This is a genomic window from Chloroflexota bacterium, from assembly GCA_018648225.1.
GTDB lineage: Bacteria > Chloroflexota > Anaerolineae > Anaerolineales > UBA11858 > NIOZ-UU35.
Genome location: JABGRQ010000020.1, coordinates 1 through 18,616, shown reverse-complemented (window position 1 = coordinate 18,616; position 18,616 = coordinate 1). Strand labels below are relative to the sequence as shown.

The window sequence follows — 18,616 nt, the reverse complement described above, 5'->3', positions numbered from 1 at the left end:
GTCTGCGCTAACAGGAAAGCAGAATTATGACAGGGCTGTTAACGACAGATCAATCCTTTGAGATAAGCGCCTTCAGGGAAATTAAGTGCAATCGGATGATCGGGACTCTGGTGGAGTTGTTCCAATACCCGGATGTGGAGTCCTGCATCCAGAGCAGCTCCAGCGACGATCTTCTGAAAGAGTTCGGCGCTGATACCTCCCGAACACGAAAATGTGACCAATATTCCCCCAGGACGCAACAATTTCAAGGCCAGCAAGTTAATGTCTTTATAACCGCGGGCTGCCCGTTTGACTTGTGCCGCCGATGGCGCAAATTTTGGCGGGTCGAGGATAATCATATCGAAGTTGCGGACCTGATCGCGGAATTTGCGCAACACATGGAAAACATCCCCCTCCAGGTAGGTGATCTTTTCGGCGGGCAAATTATTTTGAGCACGGTTCGCTTCAGCCAGCGCCAACGCATCAGCAGAAACATCGAGGGCTGTGACATGCGCCGCCCCGCCCGCCAGCGCATTGAGCGCAAAGCCGCCCGTATAGCTGAAACAGTCGAGAATTTCTTTATCCGCAGCCAGTTGGCGCACGCGCGCCCGGTTGATGCGCTGATCGAGATAAAAACCGGTTTTGTGGCCGCCGCGCACATCGACGCCAAATTTCAGGCCATTTTCTTGGATTTCGAGTTCAGGCGGTTCGTCGCCGCGGATTGGCCCCACGCGCACGGGCAGGCCTTCGAGTTTGCGCACTTCCACATCGGAGCGTTCGTATATGCGCGCCGCGCCGGTGAGTTCTAGCAGTGAATCGGCCAAAGAGTCACGCCAGTGTTCAGCGCCAGCGCTGAGGATTTGCATTACCAGCGTGTCGCCGTATTGATCGACGATCAGACCGGGGAGTTGATCAGATTCAGCGTGGACTAATCGAACAGAGGATGGGGGATGGATGACGGAATCCGGGTCATCGGTCATCTGTCTTCTGTCCGAGCGTAGCGCAACGGCACTTTGCAATCGCTTCCTCAGGAAGGCAGTATCCACTTTTTCGTCCGCCTCCCAACCCCACACGCGCACCCGTATCTGTGATTGGGGCGAGTACGCGCCGCGGGCTAAAAATCCCCCTTTGTGATCGAGAATATCCACCGTTTCGCCCATTCCGGGATCGCCCTGTACATCAGCAATGGCTCCCGAAAATATCCACGGATGACGGCGTAATAAGGCCTTTTCGCGGCCGGGTTTTAGGATGATTTTGTTCATGTCAAAAAGGTGGTGTTACGCAAGTGGTGCGCACTGTAACAAAAAGTGCGCACCACTTTTGAAAGCTGATACATTATAAGGCTAAATAATGCCGATCTCTTTACCAGATTCGGCAATTACATCCATCGCGTATTCGATGTCTTTTTCTTCATGGGAGGCCAGCACGGTGGCGCGCAAACGAGCCAAGCCGACTGGCACTGCCGGGGAGACAACCGGCAGCACGAAAAGATTATTCTTCTGGGCGTGGCGGGTAACAGCGTAGGCGGTTTCGTCTGCGCCGCAGAGTACAGGCACAATGGCGGTTTCGGTTAGCATGGTGTCGAAACCGCGCGCCTTCAGCCCGCCGATAAACTGTTGGGTGTTGGCGTTGAGTTTTTCCACGCGCCAGGGTTCGTCGAGAATGACTTTGAAGGCCTCGTTGGCCGCGGCGGCCTGCGCTGGGGGCAGCGCCGCCGAGAAGATATAGGCCCGGCTGGCGTGCCGTAGATAGGTGATCAGGTCTTTCTTACCGGCTACATAACCGCCCACGGAGGGGATGGTTTTGCTGAGGGTGCCCATTTTAATATCGACGGAACCCCACATGTCGAAGTGCTCTTCGATGCCGCGCCCGGTTTTGCCCAACACACCCAACGAATGAGCTTCATCCATCATCAGCCAGGCGTTGTATTTTTGGCACAGCGCCACCATTTTGGGCAGGTCAATAATATCGCCATCCATGCTGAAGACCGCGTCGGCAACCACCAGCTTGGCCGCATCGGCGGGGGCGCTTTCCAACATGCGCTCGAGGCTGTCCATATCGTTGTGCTTGAAACGGCGGAACTTGGCCCCCGACATCATGCAGCCATCCACAATGCTGGCATGGTTGAGCTTGTCAGAGAAAACATAATCGCCGCGGCTCATCAGCGTGGAAACTACGGTCAGATTGGTGACATAGCCCGAAGTGTAGGTGATTGCGGCTTCGGCTTGTTTGAATTCCGAGATCGTGTCTTCCAGTTCGCCGTGCAAAACGAGCGTACCGGCCAGGGTGCGCACGCCGTGAGTGCCGGTGCCGTAGCGCGATACAGCATCTTGAGCGGCTTTGTTGATGCGTGGATGCCCCACCAACCCCAGATAGCTGTACGAGGCATACATCCCCATCTCGCGTCCGTGAACGATCACTTTGGAGCCGCCGCGCAATTCAGAGACTGGCATATTATAATAATATTCGTCGTTGTTCTTCATACCGCTGATGCGGTCTACCATGGCGGCCATGCGACGAGCAACGGCATCGTTGCTGTTATTCAAATCCATATGAAACTCCTGATAATTGCGATAATTAGAAAAGAAAACTCCGGCTAGTGTAGTCCAGAGTTGGCTAGTTGTCAATTAAGATTCCCCCACTATGCGGCGTAGTTCAGTTTCGCTGATGATATTCACGCCCAGCTCTTGCGCTTTGGTGAGTTTGGAACCGGCTTTTTCCCCGGCGACCAGATAATGGGTATGATTACTGACTGAACCGGTGACTTTGCCACCGTGGGCTTGAATGAAGGTTTTGATTTCCGCGCGCGTGAACCCGGTGAGGGTGCCTGTTACCACAAAGGTGAGTCCGGTGAGGGGGGTGGACGACGGACGACCGACGACCGACGACGGGCCATAAGGCCAAACCCCACTTGATTTCAGTTTCTCCAAAACAGCGCGGTTGGCGGGACGTTCAAACCAATCGACTAGCGCCTGAGCAATATTGGGGCCGATGCCCTCGATGGTTTGCAAGCCTCCAGGGGTGGACTGGCTGAGGGAGTCCAGGCTGCCATAATGCGCGGCCAAATCCGTGGCGACAACTTCACCGATGCCGCGAATCCCCAGGGCGGTCAGCAGGCGGCTCAGGGGTTTGCCCTTGGAGACAACAATCGCCTCGAGCAGGTTCTCAGCTTTCTTTTCCGCGAACCCCTCCAGAGCGAGCAACGCATCCCGCTCCAGGGTGTAGAGATCGGCCACATCGCCAAGCAAACCCTCGGTCACGAGTTGTTCCACAATTTTGAAGCCCATACCCACAATATCCATCGCGCCACGCGAGACGAAATGCTCCACGTTGCGGATAAGTTGCGCCGGGCAGGCGGCGTTGACACAGTACCAGGCGACTTCGCCCTCGATGCGCTCGACGGGTTGTGTGCAGGCCGGGCAAGTTTCGGGGGGCGTATAAGGTTTTTCTTTGCCCTGGCGCGCGGCCTCAATGGGGCCGATGACGTAGGGGATCACATCGCCGGCACGCTTGATACGCACGCGGTCGCCGATGCGGATGTCTTTCTCGAAGATGAAATCAAAATTGTGCAGGGTGGCCTGTTTGACGACTACACCGCCAACTTCGACGGGGTCGAGCATGGCGTAGGGGGTCAGCACGCCGGTGCGCCCGACATTGACGCCGATATCGAGCAGTTGGGTAGTGACTTCTTGCGCCGGGAATTTGAAAGCCACCGCGCCGCGCGGGTCTTTGCCGACGATGCCGAGATCATTGAAAAGCTGGTGGTCGTTGATTTTGATGACCATACCGTCAATTTCGTAGTCGAGGGTAGCGCGTTTTTCTTGCCATTCGCCGTGGATAGCGATGGCTTCTTCAATAGTGCGGCAGTGGGTACTTTCAGGGACGGGGAAGCCGAGTTTTTTGAGATAAGTGATCGTTTCGGTTTGTGTTGTGGGTTGAAGGTTGAAGGTTGAAGGTTCGTTTTGCCAATCTACGATCTGATAAATGAGCAACGTCAGTGGACGCGAGGCGGTGACGGCGGGATCGAGGTTGCGCAAGGCTCCAGCCGCGGTGTTGCGCGGATTGACGTAGGTTTTTTCGCCCGCTGCTGTTAGTTCGGCGTTTAATTGTTCGAAATCGGACAGACGGATGAAGACTTCGCCGCGCACGACAAGGGTAGACGGGGGATAGGGGACAGGGGACGGGCCGCGGTCGGTCGTCGGTCGTCGGTCGTCGGTCACAGGGATGCGCAATGGCAGGGCTTTAATGGTTCTAAGATTGTCCGTTATGACTTCCCCAACTTCGCCATCGCCGCGGGTACTGCCTTGAACGAAGATGCCATCCTGATAATGCAACACCACGCTTAGACCGTCGAGTTTGGGTTCGATGACGAAATCAGCATCCAGGGCGCGCTCGTCCACTTTGGCGATACGCTCCCGCCAGGCGCGGGCACCGTCGGCATCAAAGGCGTTGCCCAGGCTGAGAATTGGCGCGGGATGATGAACTTTCTCAAATTTCTCGGCGACCGGCGCCCCGGCACGCTGGCTGGGCGAATCCGGTGTGATCCATTCGGGGTGCTGCTCTTCGATCTGGCGTAGTTCCAGCAAAAGTTGGTCGTATTCGTAATCGCTAACGATCGGTTGGTCGAGACCATGGTATTGGTAGTTGTGGTACTCGATCTGGCGACGCAGTTCTTCCAGATGTTGGTGAAGTTGTTGATCGTTCATGGGGGTGATTATATCCGAATTCTATTTGCGAGCGAATTTTTTTAACGCGAAGGCACAAAGAAACATAATTGCAAAGATTCATATTTTTCTTTGCGGCCTTGCTTCTCTGCGCCTTCGCGTGTATTCTTGGGCGTTGTTTTTATGCTACGGTTTTTTCAAACGCCTCCTGCGCGAAGGCGTAGCCGCGTTCCATTGCCGTGAAGTTCATCGGCAGTGTGCGGCGGTGGCGCGAGGGGATATGTTCGCTCAAGGCTTCTTTGACCATTTCCAGGTTGAGTACCGGCTTCATGTAAATCATCCCGCCGAGCATGACCATATTTGCCATGCGACTTAGACCGATTTCTTCGGCAATTTCATTGGCTGGGATGTAGATATTGCGGATATTCTTGCGCTCGATTTTTCGGTTAATCAAGGATGCATTCACAATCAGCACGCCATCCGCCTTGACAGTGTATTCATATTTGTCCAGAGATGGCAAATTGAGTATGACAGCCACATCCGGATTGCGCACGAGCGGAGAGCCAATGGGTTCATCGGAGATGATGACGGTGCAGTGCGCGGTGCCGCCGCGCATTTCGGGGCCATAGGATGGAATCCAGGTGACTTCTTTACCGTTGTCGAGGGCGGCATACGCTAAAACCTGGCCTGAAAAGAGCGTCCCTTGCCCGCCAAAGCCGGAGATGATGATGCTGGTTTCTGTCATTGTTTGCTCTCCTATACGCGTAATTTGGCTAGCTCAGGGTTGGTTTTGAATTCGCCCAGCGGGAACACCGGCACCATTTGTTCGGCGATGAAATCAAGCGCCTCATTGGGCGTGACTTTCCAGTTCGTCGGACATGATGATAGCAGTTCTACCATTGAGAAGCCCAACCCGCGTTCCTGTGTCTCAAATGCAATCCGGATGGCTTTCTTGGCTTTACGAATGTGCTTGGCATCGTGCAGGCTGCCGCGGGCGATATACCCCGCGCCGTCCATCGTAGCCAACATTTCCGACATGCGAATGGGGAAGCCGCTGAGTTCAACATCGCGGCCCAGCGGGGATGAAGTTGTCTTCATGCCGGGGAGGGTTGTCGGGGCCATTTGACCGCCGGTCATGCCGTAGATGGCGTTGTTGATGAAGATCACGGTGATATTTTCGCCCCGTGCCGCGACGTGCATAATCTCGGCCATGCCAATCGAGGCCAGATCGCCGTCGCCCTGATAGGTGTAGACAGTACTTTGAGGCAGTACCCGCTTGACCCCGGTTGCCATCGCCGGGGCGCGTCCGTGCGCCGCTTCTACAAAATCCATATTGAAATATTTATATGCGAAAACCGAACAGCCGACTGGTGCTACGCCAATCGTTTTTTCGCGGATGCCCATCTCGTCAAGTACTTCAGCCACCAGCCGGTGTGCCACGCCGTGTGTGCATCCAGGGCAATAGTGGGTATTAGCATCCGATAATGACTCAGGTCGCTGATATACAATTTCGTGATCTACTTGATGAAGTGTGGTCATGCCTGGCCTCCGACAATCTTTTCGAGCCGTGTAATCCATTGTTGGCGCGCATCCCCATTGACAGGCATCTGGTTGGTCGCGACACGCCGAATTTCATCCAGAATTTCATCGGGCAGCGGTGTAATCCCGCCCATGCGTCCGTAAAACTCAACCGGAACGCGGCCCTGCACAACGCGGTTGACATCATCCAGCATCATGCCTGAATTCATTTCAACGACCAGAATACGCCTGACCTGTTTGGAGATTTCCTCCAGGCGTTTTTCGGGGAAGGGGGCCAGTGTGATCGGACGCAACAGCCCGACCTTGATGCCTTCCTCGCGAGCGATTCGGATAGCCGATGAGGCGACTCGTCCCGAGGTGCCAAAACCGATTACTGCGATCTCAGCATCTTCCAGATTCGATTCGGCGAAGCGGACTTCGTTTTTCTCGATCTCCAGCCAACGTTTGAGCAGGCGTAGGTTTGTGACTTCTTGCTCGACCGGATCAATATATATTGAAGACAAGAAATTGGGTTTGCGCCCCTTAGCCCCGGTAACGGCCCATTTGGGCGGCTCTTTGGGGAGTTCCCGCATGGGAGGCAGTTCGGCGGGTTCCATCATTTGACCCATATTTCCATCCACGATCATGTGTACCACTGCACGATATTTGTCGGCTAGATCAAAGGCCACCCCCATAATGTTAATCGCCTCCTGAACGCTGGCCGGAGCCAATACAATCGGGAAGTAGTCACCGTGTCCGCCACCTTTTACCATTTGATAGTAGTCACCTTGCGCCGGAGCGATATTCCCCAGACCGGGGCCGCCGCGCATCACGTTAACGATCACCGCGGGAACTTCCGTGCCAGCCAGATAGGAAATGCCTTCCATCATCAGGCTAATGCCGGGGCTGGATGATGCGGTCATTACCCGTTTACCGGTGCAAGCGGCGCCATAAACCATATTGATGGCGGCTACTTCGCTCTCGGCCTGTACAAAAGCACGGCCAAGCTCGGGCATGCGCTTGGCCATATATTCTAAGAATTCTGTAGAAGGTGTGATGGGGTAGCCGAAAAAGCCTTCGCATCCAGCACGTATTGCGGCTTCGGCAAAGGCTTCATTTCCCTTCAGTAATTGTTTACTCACGTTATGCTATCTCCTGGACAGTGATCTTTTGTCGTGTGCGTTGAGGTGTTTCTCGATATACGGTAATCGCCGCATCCGGGCATACAATTGCGCAGATGCCACAACCGGTGCAGCCTTCTGAGATCAGATGCGCCGGATGGTAACCCTTGGGGGTCAGCCGTTCCATATTTAGTTCAATGACATCTTGCGGGCAGGCAGCAACACAAATATCGCAACCCTTGCAATAGTGGTCATTGACTTCGATCCAACCTGTTACGGGCATTAAATACTCCTTGTGATTCGTCTTTTGAGTTATAGAAAATCATATCACATGCTAAATAGTACTACTTTTGTCCGTATTTTGTAGTGAAACCTGTCATTTTGGATATAAACGAAAGTACCAAACTTTAGCGTTGACAGTCTTCTCTTGCCCCTGTATAATATTGCGGCCCCAGCGTATTTGCTCTGGGGCAAATCTTTGTGTTGAAGTTTTATAATCTATAAACCCCAAGCTTCCCCGTAACCCGGCGGTTATGACGTATTCGCGGGGCTTACGGTGTGAAGTGAAGGTTGGAGGTAAAAATATATGTCCTACGCGATTTTTGAAAATGGCGGCAAGCAGTATAAGGCCGTCCCTGGTGCCACGGTTGATATCGACCGCCTGTCTATTGAAGAAGGTGTTTCGATTGAATTCGATCAGGTACTGTTATTCTCCAATGATGGAGACGTTCAAGTGGGTGCTCCCACTGTCGATGGTGTCAAAGTAAAAGGCACTGTTGAAGAACATTTCAAAGCGAAGAAAATTATCGTTTTTAAATATATCCCGAGCAAACGCTATCGCCGTACCCAGGGCCATCGCCAGAAGTATACTCGGGTTCGCATTGACGAGATTGGATAATCAGGAGTTGAATCATGGCTCATAAAAAAGGTGGCGGGTCATCCCGCAACGGACGCGACAGTGAATCCAAACGCTTAGGCGTGAAGAAATTTGGTGGCGAGCATGTTATTTCTGGCAATATTATCGTTCGTCAGCGCGGTACCAAAATTAAACCTGGCCGTAACGTAGGTCTCGGCAAAGACTACACGATTTTTGCAACCATTGAAGGTTTTGTCAAATTTGAAACCATTACCGGCGGTCGCAAGCGTGTTAGCGTCGAACCTGCCGCGGCAGATTAGAGGTTAGAGCGTTATGAAGAGTGAAATTCATCCCAAATATTTCCCAGAGGCCACAGTTGTCTGTTCCTGTGGCAACACCTGGACAACGGGTTCTACCCAGGAAAACATCCGCACAGATATTTGCTACAAATGCCACCCGTTTTATACCGGTGAGCAACGTATCGTGGATACTGAGGGTCAGGTTGACCGCTTTATGAAGAAACTTCAGGCCCGCGAAGAGTACATCGCCGATAAGCATGCCCAAGCCACTGCGCGTGTTGCTCCAGATCGTCCAGTTGCCGAATTGGAATTAGGCGCGCGTACCGAGAAGGCGCTGGCGGATGCCGGTATAACCGAAGTTGGTCACGTGCTTGATCGCCTTGAGAGCGGTGAAGATACGCTGCTCGATGTCAAAGGTTTTGGCCGCAAGTCGCTTGCAGACCTCAAAAAGGCCCTGCGACGGTTAGGATACGAACTTCCCGAAGCCGTGGAATTGGCTGCTGCATAAAACTTGCACATCGACAAATATGAAGTAAACTTACAGGCAGATAGATACTTATCTGCCTGTTTTCTTTTTCCAGTGAGGTGTATATGAAACATCATAAAGGCTCCGTCGAAATTGTTACCGGCTCCATGTTCTGCGGAAAAACCGAAGAACTCATCCGCCGGATACGCCGTGCTGTGATCGCCAAACAGCAAGTACAGGTTTTTAAGCCTGCGCTTGATAATCGCTACGCTGAGGAAAAAGTCACCTCTCATAATGGAATGAATTTCGATGCATACCCGATAATAAATTCAATCGAAATATTTGAACAATTGCGTCCAGAGACTACCGTGGTTGCCATTGATGAAGCCCAATTTTTTGATAGCGGTATTGTAGAAGTTGTTCAGCAATTAGCCGATCGCGATATGCGCGTCATCGTCGCTGGTCTCGATATGGATTTTCGCGGCGAACCTTTTGGACCTATGCCGTTGTTGATGGCGAAAGCCGAACGCGTTTATAAACTGCACGCCATTTGTATGGTGTGCGGCGAAAATGCTTCGCGCACGCAACGCCTGGTCGATGGCTTGCCTGCCCGTTATGACGATCCAGTTGTCATCGTTGGCGCCGACGAACTTTACGAAGCCCGCTGTCGTGAACACCACGAAGTGCCGCGTTCAAAAAAGGAGTAATAATGCGCGATTACCATGATTTTCTGCAAAAGAAACTCGTCGATGAGTCTACCCTTCAGGCGCGCATTGAGATGTTGGGCGAAGAGCTTAGCCGCGATTATAATGACAAAAGTTTGCACCTGATTTGTATTTTGCGTGGCGGCGTCATGTTCCTCACTGATCTTATGCGCAATATCAATATTCCTCATTCGATTGATTTTATGGCGATTTCATCCTACGGTGTTGGCGCGCGGCAATCCACCGGGCAAGTGCGCCTGACGATGGATTTACGCGATGATATTCAGGGGCGCGATGTTGTGTTGGTTGAAGATATTGTCGATAGCGGCCACACGCTGGCCTCGGTACTCGAGCTGCTTTCCCTGCGCAAACCCGCTAGCTTAAAAGTTTGCACCCTGCTCGACAAAGCCGAACGCCGCGAAGTTGATGTCCCCATTGATTATTGCGGCTTTACAATTCCCAATGAATTTGTTTTTGGTTATGGATTGGATATCGACGAATATTATCGGGGATTGCCATTTATTGGGGTGGTCAATCCCGAACTTTATCAGCCCGAAGACTAAGGAGTTGCGCTGCCTGCCTCGAAGTGGGTGCCTGATCCCCACAGCGACGACTTTGCCCCCTACGCCGGGCGCTGGGTGGCCTTTCTGGGAGGGCGGGTTGTGGCCCAGGGTGGCACGCCGCAGCAAGCCTTGCAGGCTGCCAAAGCCAATCGATTTAAAGAAACACCCACGATATTTTTTGTACCCATCATGAATTCAATCCCTTTTTCTCCATTACTGATGCATCTGCGTGCCGCGTTGCCCGATGATATTGAAATTTATTTGGTCGGCGGGAGTGTGCGCGATCTGCTCTTGGGGCGCACGAGCCACGACTACGACTTCGCAATGCTTGGCGATGCCTTGCGTGTTGCGCGCGCTTTAGCCAATGCTATCAATGGTGCCTATTACCCGCTCGATGCCGAGCGTGGTACTGCCCGCATCATCTATACCGATGATGACGGAAAACGCAGCATCATAGATTTTGCGTCTTTACGTGGCGATTCCCTTGAAGAAGACCTCGCTGCCCGCGATTTCACCATCAATGCGCTGGCGCTTGATCTGCGCCAGCCGGATGCGTTGCTCGATCCATTGGGCGGGGCTGCCGATTTGCAGGCCAAAATACTGCGATCTTGTTCCAATACCTCCCTGCAATCAGACCCACTGCGTGTGTTGCGTGCTATTCGTCTGGCAGCCGCTTATGGTCTGCGCATAGACATCGAAACTCGCCAGCAAATGCGAGTTGTAATCCCTATGTTGGCTCAAGTATCCCCGGAGCGCACCCGCGACGAGTTATTCCGCATTTTTGAAACCCCGCGCCTGGCAACCTCAATCCGCGCGTTGGATATGCTGGGCGCGTTGGATGTAGTTTTACCCGAGATGGCAGCGTTAAAGAACTTGTCTCAATCGCCGCCGCACACGCTGGATGCCTGGCAGCATACTCTGGAAACGGTACGCCAATTGGGGCGTTTATTGCATGTTTTAGGGCCAACACACGATGATGTCGCTTCAGGCAATTTGTTGCTCGGACTGGCTGTGATGCGTCTGGGACGCTATCGTCAGCAGATCACAGACTATGTGCAGCAGGAATTGATCGTGGGGCGCTCGATATTAGGGTTGTTGTTTGCGGCGGCTCTCTATCATGATATTGGCAAGCCACAGAGCCAGCAAGCTGAAGAGGGGGGTCGTATCCGTTTTCTGGAGCACGAGCGTATTGGCTCCGAGCTTGCGGCTGAGCGCGCTACGGAACTTCATTTTAGCAACGCTGAAATTAACTGGTTGCAAACTGTGGTGGCGCAACACATGCGCCCTACCTGGTTGGCAAATCAATTAAAGTCCGAACAGATACCCTCGCGGCGCGCGGTTTATCGCTTTTTTCGTGCGACAAGCGAAACTGGCCCCGCGATTGTTTTGCTCTCTCTGGCAGATTTATTGGCTACCTATGGTACTGGTATTCCGCCGGAACGCTGGCGGCGTCAACTGGATATAGGAAGAGCTTTGCTCGAAGCCTGGTGGGAGCATTACACCGAGCAAGTAGCGCCACCCGCATTGTTGAATGGGCATGATTTGATGTCCGAATTTGAGCTTGAACCTGGCCCGATCATTGGCGAAATATTAGATGCGATCAAGGAAGCTCAGGTCGTTGGCGATGTGACGAATCGGGAGAATGCTCTGAAATTCGCTGCTGATTTTCTTGATATGCAGTAGAAGTTCTCAATAAAAACAGGCGTGTGGATTTGTCCGCACACGCCTGTTTTTATTGAGATTGCGAGCAGCTTTATGGATAAAGTTCGGTGAGCATCGGCTCATAAAAACAATGACAACCTTCAGGGTTGGAGCAACCCTCAATGGGCAAGCCCGGCACAGCGTCTTTGGCATACGTTCCTTCGTAAGTTGCACATACGGGACAAGCATTTCCCGACACGACCAGACGAATATTCCGAACCCGGCTGTTACCTATAAAATTCTTGAGCGCAACCGCGGTTGCTGAATAAATACCAAGATCGGCATTACAACTTTTGCATTGAGCAGATGTGTCGGGCGATTGAGCATTGCATTTTGAACAAGTTTGCATGTTGTTCCTCCTCGGAGCCATAAGGGCAATAATAATAATGCCCTATTTTACATTAAAAGCGATAATTTGTGCGTAAAAACACAAAGCCTATTGATGAATTATTTGGATTTTCGCGGCTGTAAGGTGGAAGCTCTACAACTGAAGATTAATATAACGAATTTGTGAAATAGGCGCGCCGCGCCAGCGCTTTGATGCGCGCGGTCAGCAGGGTGGGCGAGACAGGCTTTAGCAGATAGTCATCTGCGCCATGATCGAGTACTTTTTCAACAATATCGGGTTCATCAATCACTGAGAGTACTAAAATGGGGGCAGGGCTCATGGAACGAATATTCGCATATAGTAATTGCCTTCGTTGTTCTGGCTCCGCCGAATCGATTATGATGACATTCGGAGCAAAGTTGTATAGGGCACTAAATAGCTCTTGGTGCGTACGGATTACATAAACGGACAACCCGCGTATTTCTAGCTCGTGATAATTTTCGGTTATTTTCGATTGTGTATCGATAATGAGGGTTTTTGTGGTTTCCAATTTTCCTCCAAGTGCCCCAAATTATCATACAAACCAAATGGAAACATCCTTACAAATACTTTACAAGGGGCGGAGGACTTATGTCCACTTGCAACTTCAGCCAAGAAAGGATATGATAAACGAGCTTGGCCCAACTCATCATTGGGTATTCGGTGGTTCGTAAAGAACGCTGATTTCCCACATGCGATAGTAAATATTTTATCCAGAAAAATAATGGGAATTATGGCGGAAACAATCTCTTGCCCGAAATGTGGACAATCAATTGATCCGAGTTCAGGAAAATGCGCGCATTGTGGCGTAAATTTGGCACTGGCTGCTGTTCTGGCTGAACAAAAAATGAGAGTATCGACCGGTCTACTGCCCGATATTCATCTCTCTCCTGAAGTATTGGTCCCTCGGTTGGGAGATAGCCTCACCGAGCAAGGTCTGCTCACTCCCGATGAATTGTTCCAGGCTTTGTCATATCAAAAAAAAATGGCGGATCGTGGACAGCCCAAATTAATTGGTCAGGCTTTGTTGGAATTAAATCTCATCAGCCGGGAAGCACTCGATCAGGCGATTACCGAGCAAATCCTTCAATTACAATCGGCTCTTCGGGCCGCAAATGCAGAATTGGAGAAACGCGTTCGCGATCGAACTGTTGAACTAGAGCATGCATTAACGCGTTTGGCGGAACTTAACCAGCTAAAGTCGAATTTTATTTCGAATGTCTCGCATGAATTACGTACACCATTGACTCATTTGCGAGGGTATATTGAGTTGTTGGGTGAAGAAGTTTTGGGACCGTTGAATTCTCAACAGCTTGACGCTATTCGGGTTATGGAAAAGGCCGATATTCGTCTGGGTGGCCTGATTGAAGATTTAATTCAGTTTTCAGCGTATTCACAGGGTAGTCTGGATATGCGATTAATAGATACGAACTTGGCCGATATTTTTTATGAGGTATCCCCTAAAGCATCCAAAAAATGTGAAGAAAAAGAAATCATCTATCAAGAGAGAATTTCTCAGAACTTGCCCTTGGTCAGCGCCGATCCACAAAAGCTGCCTTGGGCGTTGTTACACTTGATTGACAACGCGGTGAAGTTTACCGAATCTGGCGGACGGGTGCAGTTGGGAGCCAGTATGGAGCGTGGTTTCGTAAAAATATATATTCTTGATACCGGCATCGGGATTTCCAAAGAACATATCAGCGAAATTTTTGAACCTTTTCATCAGGTTGATGGTTCTTCGACACGACGTTATGGCGGCACAGGCCTCGGTTTGGCGATGTCTCAGCAGATCATTACCGGACATGGTTCCAAAATTATTGTCCACTCGAAAGTAGGCGAAGGCTCATATTTTGAGTTTTCCTTGCCGATAGCGGAAGTTGATCATTCGTAGGACTTACGCCGCGTTGAAATATATCGAACAACAGGAATTTACTTGTGGCAGCAAAAACCCTGATTAGGTTGTAATTAATGTCTCTGCATCAGGCCCAACGCGAACAATTAGAACCGGAAGAATATAAAGCTCTTTATGAAATTGGCCGCGTCATTAACCAGGCGGAAAATTTAGAGACAGCTTTGCGAGAAATTGTCCACCTGGCCCGACCGGCCTTTATTTTTGATAATATTATTCTCTATATTCGGCAAAAAGACCAAAACTTGATCCCAACGTATGCTCGTTCGGTTGGGCGCGGGCGCACGATTGAGGCGGATATGGAATGGGGGGAAAAAATAGCTTATGAAGTTTTCCAGAACCAGCAGAAGATTGTTCGGCACGAAGCTATCAAACCGCCCAAATACCAACATGAGAATGAACGCTTAAATCAGGTATATTACTTAGGACTGCCCCTCGCTCTACAGAATCAACCCTATGGTGCGCTTGTATTTATCCGCTTTGGCGGCCCGCTTTATCTGGATGAGCAAATTGCTTTTGCTGCGTTGATCGCTGATTTGGTGTTAAAACTTCTGGAGCGGCAATATCTTGCTAGCCAGGTAGCCACTCTGGAGGCGGAACGCCGGCTCGATCGGCTGCAGGAACACTTTGTTGCCACAGTCTCACACGAACTACGCTCTCCCTTGGGCTTTATTAAAGGCTATGCTACGTCTTTGCTGCGCCAGGATGCCGAATGGGATGAAAATACTCGCCGGGAATTTTTGACGATTATTGATGAAGAAACGGATCGCCTGACTGAAATTATCGATGCTATGCTCGATTCATCGCGTTTGCAGGCAGGCACTTTGCCAATGGAGTTTCAGGCAGTGCGTTTAGCGGTTGTATTGAACGATTTCGTGCAGCGTGCGCAGACACGCGGCTTTCGGTTAACGATTGAAACGGATATTGACCCTTCCCCGCAAATGGCGTGGGTAGATGCTACCCGTTTGGTTCAAGTATTGGATAATTTAATGACGAATGCTGCAAAGTATGCTCCCAATTCGGTCGTAACAATATCTTTATCCTGGGAAGCAGACAATGGGCATATTGTGATCCAAGATTCGGGGCCAGGTATTCCCGATGAACATCTCGAAGATATATTTAAACGAATCTACAGACTGCCTATGCATACGAATCGCACGGCTGGCTCTGGTTTGGGCCTGTTTATCTGCCGTGAAATTATTCGTGCGCATCAGGGAGATATTTTTGCAAAATCTGTGATTGGCGAGGGTACAGCCTTTCATATCTTATTGCCTCGGAAGCGAAATACCCAACAGCAGGAGAGAGAAGTATGAGCGCGCTAATTCTAGTAGTTGACGACGAGCCTCGTTATGTGCGTTTGATGGAAGCCAATTTGGTCAGCGCGGGATACACAGTGTTGACTGCCAATAACGGGCAGGATGCTATCGGCATTGTGGATGAGCAGCGCCCGAACCTGGTGCTGCTCGATGTGATGATGCCTGACCTGGATGGGCTGCAGGCTTGTGAGCGAATTCGGAAATTTTCGAATGTGCCAATTATCATGGTAACCGCCCGTGGTGATGAGCGAGATCGGGTGCGCGGCCTGGATGTGGGAGCGGATGATTATATCGTCAAGCCGTATTCCGTCACCGAACTTTTGGCGCGCGTGCGCGCTGTTTTACGCCGCGCTCAATTCTCAGATAGCGCATATTCACAATCCGTCTTTACCTTTGGGCAGTTGCGGGTTGATTTTGCACGTGCTGAAGTTTTTTTAGGCGATACAGAGATTCTTCTCTCTGCAACAGAATATCGCCTGTTGTTGCAATTCGTCCATCATCAAGGGCAAATTCTGTCATCTGAAACGTTACTTGAAAACGTTTGGGGTGAGGCTTATCGCGATGATAAAGAAGTCCTCTGGGTGAGCATTTCACGCTTGCGCCAAAAGCTTGAAGATGATCCCAAGAAACCATTGTATATTGTGACCCGTCAAGGTTTGGGGTACACTATGCCGTACCCAGAATAATATTGCCGAAATGCAATTTAGTTCAGGAGGAATTAACTATGGCTCTGCATGTCGATCATAAGGGTAAATATTTTACCGATGTGATATCAAAAGAGGGCGTGCGCTCTGTAATTCAAACATTGACCGTGCGTATTGTTGGCGATGTCCATGTTCGCCCCGGTCAGCGCTTTAAAGACGAGATGAACAAATCCGATCGTTTCATCGCTGTTACAAACGCTGTGATTTACAATGCGCGTGGAGAAGAAATTTTTCAATCTGAATTTATGACGATTAATTTAGACCATGTCGTCTGGCTCAGCCCCGTTGACGAACAGCCCGATTCGGATTCAAGGTAATCGGCGATGACATCGCCCATACAGAATCAGTCACAACCTCCACAAAATGTTGATCTGGAAAAGCTGAAAGCCTTTCTGGTTTCAAATGTCTCGCAAACGTTTGAAAATTCTCCGCCATCTGCGACAGAGCGGCGAGAAGTGGCGATGCAGATTCTCCAGAACGCCTATCAGCGCACCAATCTGAAGCTGGCCGAAACACTGCGCATTCAGCTTTTTCGCGATGTTATGGATGATTTGTTTGGCTTTGGCCCTATTCAGCCGCTGCTGGATGACATTGATGTCTCTGAGGTGATGGTGAATGGGCCACGAGATGTTTATATTGAGAAAAAGGGCAAGCTGATAAAAACGAATGTGGTATTTGATAATGATAATCACGTTCTCCAGATCATTGACAAAATTATCATGCCTCTGGGGCGCCGGATTGATGCCGATTCGCCCACGGTCGATGCGCGCCTCCCCGATGGCTCACGCGTCAATGCCGTTATACAGCCCGTTGCAATTGATGGCCCTACAGTTACGATCCGTAAATTCACGAAAGATAAATTGACGATTGCACAATTAATTGAATTTGGATCAATTTCTGAATCGATGGCCGACTTCTTGCGTGCCTGTGTCGTGAGCCGGTTAAATGTTGTCATTTCGGGGGGTACAGGTTCGGGCAAAACTACCCTGTTGAATATTGTCTCCAGTTTTATTCCTTCCGATGAACGCATTGTAACGATCGAAGACGCCGCTGAACTCCAACTTCACCAGGATCATGTTGTTCGCTTGGAAACCAAACCGCCCAATGTTGAAGGTCATGGTTCGGTTTCGATTCGCGAGCTGGTTCGAAATTCCTTGCGTATGCGTCCCGATCGGATTATTGTGGGCGAGGTACGCGGTGGTGAAGCCCTGGATATGCTCCAGGCCATGAATACCGGCCACGATGGTTCTCTGACAACACTTCATGCCAATACCCCGCGCGATGCACTTTCTCGTCTGGAAACGATGTCGTTAATGGCGGGTCTGAATATGCCGCTGAAAGTGATCCGCGAGCAAATTGCTTCGGCTGTGGATCTCATCGTGCAACAATCGCGGCTGAAAGATGGCTCCCGCAAGGTCACCTATATTACCGAAGTCGCCGGGATGGAAGGCGATACAATTGTGATGACCGATATTTTTAAATTTGAACAAACGGGCGTTGATGGCGAAGGTAAAATTATTGGCGAACTTAAACCTACCGGTATCCGTCCTTTGTTTGGCGAGCGTCTTAAAGCTGCCGGTTTTAATTTAACCCCGCAAACCTTTGGTGTTGGCTCTACAGATTTATTTGCCGAATCGCGCAGTGCCCCCCGTCGCAGGCGATAAATGCACTGCACATAGGAGTTGTGATTATGGCTGTTCCGTTAGCAATTAAAATACGCGCAAAGAAGCTCGGTGTTCTGCTCCGTGATGCGCGCATGGCTGCTGGAAAAACAATGAAAGAGTGCGCTGAAGTCATTGGCGTGAGCGGGCACCGCATTGGCACTTATGAGCGCGGCGAAAACTCGCCTTCCCTGCCTGAATTAGAAGGATTAGCTTTTTATCTGAATATCCCGGTTCGAAAATTTTTGGATGCAGACGCGCTTGTCAGTCAGCAACCATTGGATCCTGTCAGGTTTCAATCGGCAATTGCTATCCGCCACCGGATTATTGCCGCCAGATTGCGTATGGCGCGTCAGGAAACAGACCGAACATTGGCAGAATTGGCAGAACAATTGGGAGTGACTTCGGGAACTGTGCGCGCCTACGAGCGAGGCGATCGCCCAATTCCGCTCCCCGATTTAGAACAGCTTGCGCGGATTTTTTCTTTAGACATCGATGAATTACGCGATCAGACCGGCCCTGCAGGGAACTGGTCTTTCGAACAGGAAACAGTTCAGCAATTTTTGGCATTATCTTCTGAAATCAAAGCCTTTATTGCCAAACCGGTAAATACTCCTTATTTAGAGTTGGCTATGAAGTTAAGTGAAATGTCTGCCGAACACATGCGTGCGGTAGCCGAAGGCTTATTGGACATTACCCTATAGCTCATTCATTTGGGCAAAATATATAGTGCAAGTAACTATACAGGTGTAATAGGGATCGGACTGTGGATTTGTTCTGAAAAAACG

The 18,616-nt window shown here is 50.7% G+C and carries 21 protein-coding genes; 12 read left to right on the top strand and 9 right to left on the bottom strand.

Annotated elements, in window-relative coordinates; translation table 11 throughout:
* Nucleotides 1-38: 38 nt before the first annotated feature.
* From HN413_00345 to HN413_00315, 7 genes are all read right to left on the bottom strand, one after another.
* On the bottom strand, nucleotides 39-1,241 hold the full coding sequence (locus HN413_00345; protein ID MBT3388837.1) for a methyltransferase domain-containing protein: 1,203 nt from the start codon (nucleotides 1,239-1,241) through the stop codon (nucleotides 39-41).
* A gap of 81 nt (nucleotides 1,242-1,322) precedes the next feature.
* Entirely contained in the window at nucleotides 1,323-2,531 is a 1,209-nt protein-coding gene (locus HN413_00340; GenBank protein ID MBT3388836.1) for an aminotransferase class I/II-fold pyridoxal phosphate-dependent enzyme, read from the bottom strand.
* A 75-nt stretch (nucleotides 2,532-2,606) separates the two neighbouring features.
* Nucleotides 2,607-4,685, bottom strand: coding sequence for an NAD-dependent DNA ligase LigA (gene ligA / locus HN413_00335; GenBank protein ID MBT3388835.1), 2,079 nt, complete (start codon nucleotides 4,683-4,685; stop codon nucleotides 2,607-2,609).
* A gap of 139 nt (nucleotides 4,686-4,824) precedes the next feature.
* A complete protein-coding gene (locus tag HN413_00330) occupies nucleotides 4,825-5,388 on the bottom strand; it encodes a 2-oxoacid:ferredoxin oxidoreductase subunit gamma (GenBank protein MBT3388834.1) in 564 nt (187 codons plus the stop codon).
* A gap of 11 nt (nucleotides 5,389-5,399) precedes the next feature.
* A complete protein-coding gene (locus HN413_00325) occupies nucleotides 5,400-6,182 on the bottom strand; it encodes a 2-oxoglutarate oxidoreductase (protein MBT3388833.1) in 783 nt (260 codons plus the stop codon).
* Complete coding sequence (locus tag HN413_00320) at nucleotides 6,179-7,303, bottom strand: 3-methyl-2-oxobutanoate dehydrogenase subunit VorB (GenBank protein MBT3388832.1); 1,125 nt, start codon at nucleotides 7,301-7,303, stop codon at nucleotides 6,179-6,181. Before HN413_00320 ends, HN413_00325 begins: the two co-directional genes overlap by 4 nt.
* Nucleotide 7,304: 1 nt before the next feature.
* A complete protein-coding gene (locus HN413_00315; protein ID MBT3388831.1) occupies nucleotides 7,305-7,565 on the bottom strand; it encodes a ferredoxin family protein in 261 nt (86 codons plus the stop codon).
* A gap of 303 nt (nucleotides 7,566-7,868) precedes the next feature.
* On the opposite strand from HN413_00315, the gene rplU reads away from it, so the two are divergent.
* The 6 genes from rplU to HN413_00285 all read left to right on the top strand — a co-directional run bounded on the left by rplU (nucleotide 7,869) and on the right by HN413_00285 (nucleotide 11,853).
* Nucleotides 7,869-8,180 (top strand): 50S ribosomal protein L21, encoded by a 312-nt coding sequence (gene rplU, locus HN413_00310; GenBank protein MBT3388830.1) that lies wholly within the window; start codon nucleotides 7,869-7,871, stop codon nucleotides 8,178-8,180.
* A 14-nt stretch (nucleotides 8,181-8,194) separates the two neighbouring features.
* The gene (rpmA, locus tag HN413_00305; protein MBT3388829.1) at nucleotides 8,195-8,458 is read left to right on the top strand and encodes a 50S ribosomal protein L27; all 264 of its coding nucleotides are present in this window, start codon (nucleotides 8,195-8,197) and stop codon (nucleotides 8,456-8,458) included.
* A 13-nt stretch (nucleotides 8,459-8,471) separates the two neighbouring features.
* Nucleotides 8,472-8,945 (top strand): 50S ribosomal protein L31, encoded by a 474-nt coding sequence (rpmE, locus tag HN413_00300; protein MBT3388828.1) that lies wholly within the window; start codon nucleotides 8,472-8,474, stop codon nucleotides 8,943-8,945.
* Between the two features lie 83 nt (nucleotides 8,946-9,028).
* On the top strand, nucleotides 9,029-9,610 hold the full coding sequence (locus HN413_00295; protein MBT3388827.1) for a thymidine kinase: 582 nt from the start codon (nucleotides 9,029-9,031) through the stop codon (nucleotides 9,608-9,610).
* A gap of 2 nt (nucleotides 9,611-9,612) precedes the next feature.
* Nucleotides 9,613-10,170 carry a hypoxanthine phosphoribosyltransferase gene (gene hpt, locus HN413_00290; GenBank protein ID MBT3388826.1) on the top strand — a complete coding sequence of 186 codons (558 nt, stop codon included), beginning with the start codon at nucleotides 9,613-9,615 and terminating at the stop codon, nucleotides 10,168-10,170.
* A 27-nt stretch (nucleotides 10,171-10,197) separates the two neighbouring features.
* Complete coding sequence (locus HN413_00285; protein MBT3388825.1) at nucleotides 10,198-11,853, top strand: CCA tRNA nucleotidyltransferase; 1,656 nt, start codon at nucleotides 10,198-10,200, stop codon at nucleotides 11,851-11,853.
* A 70-nt stretch (nucleotides 11,854-11,923) separates the two neighbouring features.
* Here the strand turns inward: HN413_00285 and HN413_00280 are convergent, their stop codons facing one another.
* Entirely contained in the window at nucleotides 11,924-12,220 is a 297-nt protein-coding gene (locus tag HN413_00280) for a hypothetical protein (GenBank protein MBT3388824.1), read from the bottom strand.
* A gap of 145 nt (nucleotides 12,221-12,365) precedes the next feature.
* Nucleotides 12,366-12,749 carry a response regulator gene (locus tag HN413_00275; protein ID MBT3388823.1) on the bottom strand — a complete coding sequence of 128 codons (384 nt, stop codon included), beginning with the start codon at nucleotides 12,747-12,749 and terminating at the stop codon, nucleotides 12,366-12,368.
* 222 nt (nucleotides 12,750-12,971) lie between these two features.
* Here HN413_00275 and HN413_00270 point away from each other — a divergent pair, with 222 nt between their 5' ends.
* The 6 genes from HN413_00270 (at nucleotide 12,972) to HN413_00245 (ending at nucleotide 18,532) form a co-directional block, all read left to right on the top strand.
* On the top strand, nucleotides 12,972-14,129 hold the full coding sequence (locus HN413_00270) for a hypothetical protein (protein MBT3388822.1): 1,158 nt from the start codon (nucleotides 12,972-12,974) through the stop codon (nucleotides 14,127-14,129).
* Nucleotides 14,130-14,206: 77 nt separating this feature from the next.
* A complete protein-coding gene (locus HN413_00265) occupies nucleotides 14,207-15,460 on the top strand; it encodes a GAF domain-containing protein (protein ID MBT3388821.1) in 1,254 nt (417 codons plus the stop codon).
* Nucleotides 15,457-16,149, top strand: coding sequence for a response regulator transcription factor (locus HN413_00260; GenBank protein ID MBT3388820.1), 693 nt, complete (start codon nucleotides 15,457-15,459; stop codon nucleotides 16,147-16,149). The genes HN413_00265 and HN413_00260 overlap by 4 nt, the downstream gene beginning before the upstream one ends.
* A 38-nt stretch (nucleotides 16,150-16,187) precedes the next feature.
* Complete coding sequence (locus HN413_00255) at nucleotides 16,188-16,484, top strand: hypothetical protein (protein ID MBT3388819.1); 297 nt, start codon at nucleotides 16,188-16,190, stop codon at nucleotides 16,482-16,484.
* 6 nt (nucleotides 16,485-16,490) lie between these two features.
* Nucleotides 16,491-17,831, top strand: coding sequence for a CpaF family protein (locus HN413_00250; GenBank protein MBT3388818.1), 1,341 nt, complete (start codon nucleotides 16,491-16,493; stop codon nucleotides 17,829-17,831).
* Nucleotides 17,832-17,851: 20 nt separating this feature from the next.
* The gene (locus HN413_00245; GenBank protein ID MBT3388817.1) at nucleotides 17,852-18,532 is read left to right on the top strand and encodes a helix-turn-helix transcriptional regulator; all 681 of its coding nucleotides are present in this window, start codon (nucleotides 17,852-17,854) and stop codon (nucleotides 18,530-18,532) included.
* The last annotated feature ends 84 nt before the right edge of the window (nucleotides 18,533-18,616 follow it).

What these genes read in the sequence shown, in the direction of transcription:
- hpt (MBT3388826.1), top strand. Translation starts at nt 9,613, where the DNA reads ATGCGCGATTACCATGATTTTCTGCAAAAGAAACTCGTCGATGAGTCT.
- HN413_00295 (MBT3388827.1), top strand. Translation starts at nt 9,029, where the DNA reads ATGAAACATCATAAAGGCTCCGTCGAAATTGTTACCGGCTCCATGTTC.
- HN413_00260 (MBT3388820.1), top strand. Translation starts at nt 15,457, where the DNA reads ATGAGCGCGCTAATTCTAGTAGTTGACGACGAGCCTCGTTATGTGCGT.
- HN413_00340 (MBT3388836.1), bottom strand. Translation starts at nt 2,531, where the DNA reads ATGGATTTGAATAACAGCAACGATGCCGTTGCTCGTCGCATGGCCGCC.
- HN413_00325 (MBT3388833.1), bottom strand. Translation starts at nt 6,182, where the DNA reads ATGACCACACTTCATCAAGTAGATCACGAAATTGTATATCAGCGACCT.
- HN413_00330 (MBT3388834.1), bottom strand. Translation starts at nt 5,388, where the DNA reads ATGACAGAAACCAGCATCATCATCTCCGGCTTTGGCGGGCAAGGGACG.
- HN413_00265 (MBT3388821.1), top strand. Translation starts at nt 14,207, where the DNA reads ATGTCTCTGCATCAGGCCCAACGCGAACAATTAGAACCGGAAGAATAT.
- rplU (MBT3388830.1), top strand. Translation starts at nt 7,869, where the DNA reads ATGTCCTACGCGATTTTTGAAAATGGCGGCAAGCAGTATAAGGCCGTC.
- HN413_00270 (MBT3388822.1), top strand. Translation starts at nt 12,972, where the DNA reads ATGGCGGAAACAATCTCTTGCCCGAAATGTGGACAATCAATTGATCCG.
- ligA (MBT3388835.1), bottom strand. Translation starts at nt 4,685, where the DNA reads ATGAACGATCAACAACTTCACCAACATCTGGAAGAACTGCGTCGCCAG.
- rpmA (MBT3388829.1), top strand. Translation starts at nt 8,195, where the DNA reads ATGGCTCATAAAAAAGGTGGCGGGTCATCCCGCAACGGACGCGACAGT.
- HN413_00345 (MBT3388837.1), bottom strand. Translation starts at nt 1,241, where the DNA reads ATGAACAAAATCATCCTAAAACCCGGCCGCGAAAAGGCCTTATTACGC.
- HN413_00280 (MBT3388824.1), bottom strand. Translation starts at nt 12,220, where the DNA reads ATGCAAACTTGTTCAAAATGCAATGCTCAATCGCCCGACACATCTGCT.
- rpmE (MBT3388828.1), top strand. Translation starts at nt 8,472, where the DNA reads ATGAAGAGTGAAATTCATCCCAAATATTTCCCAGAGGCCACAGTTGTC.
- HN413_00255 (MBT3388819.1), top strand. Translation starts at nt 16,188, where the DNA reads ATGGCTCTGCATGTCGATCATAAGGGTAAATATTTTACCGATGTGATA.
- HN413_00315 (MBT3388831.1), bottom strand. Translation starts at nt 7,565, where the DNA reads ATGCCCGTAACAGGTTGGATCGAAGTCAATGACCACTATTGCAAGGGT.
- HN413_00250 (MBT3388818.1), top strand. Translation starts at nt 16,491, where the DNA reads ATGACATCGCCCATACAGAATCAGTCACAACCTCCACAAAATGTTGAT.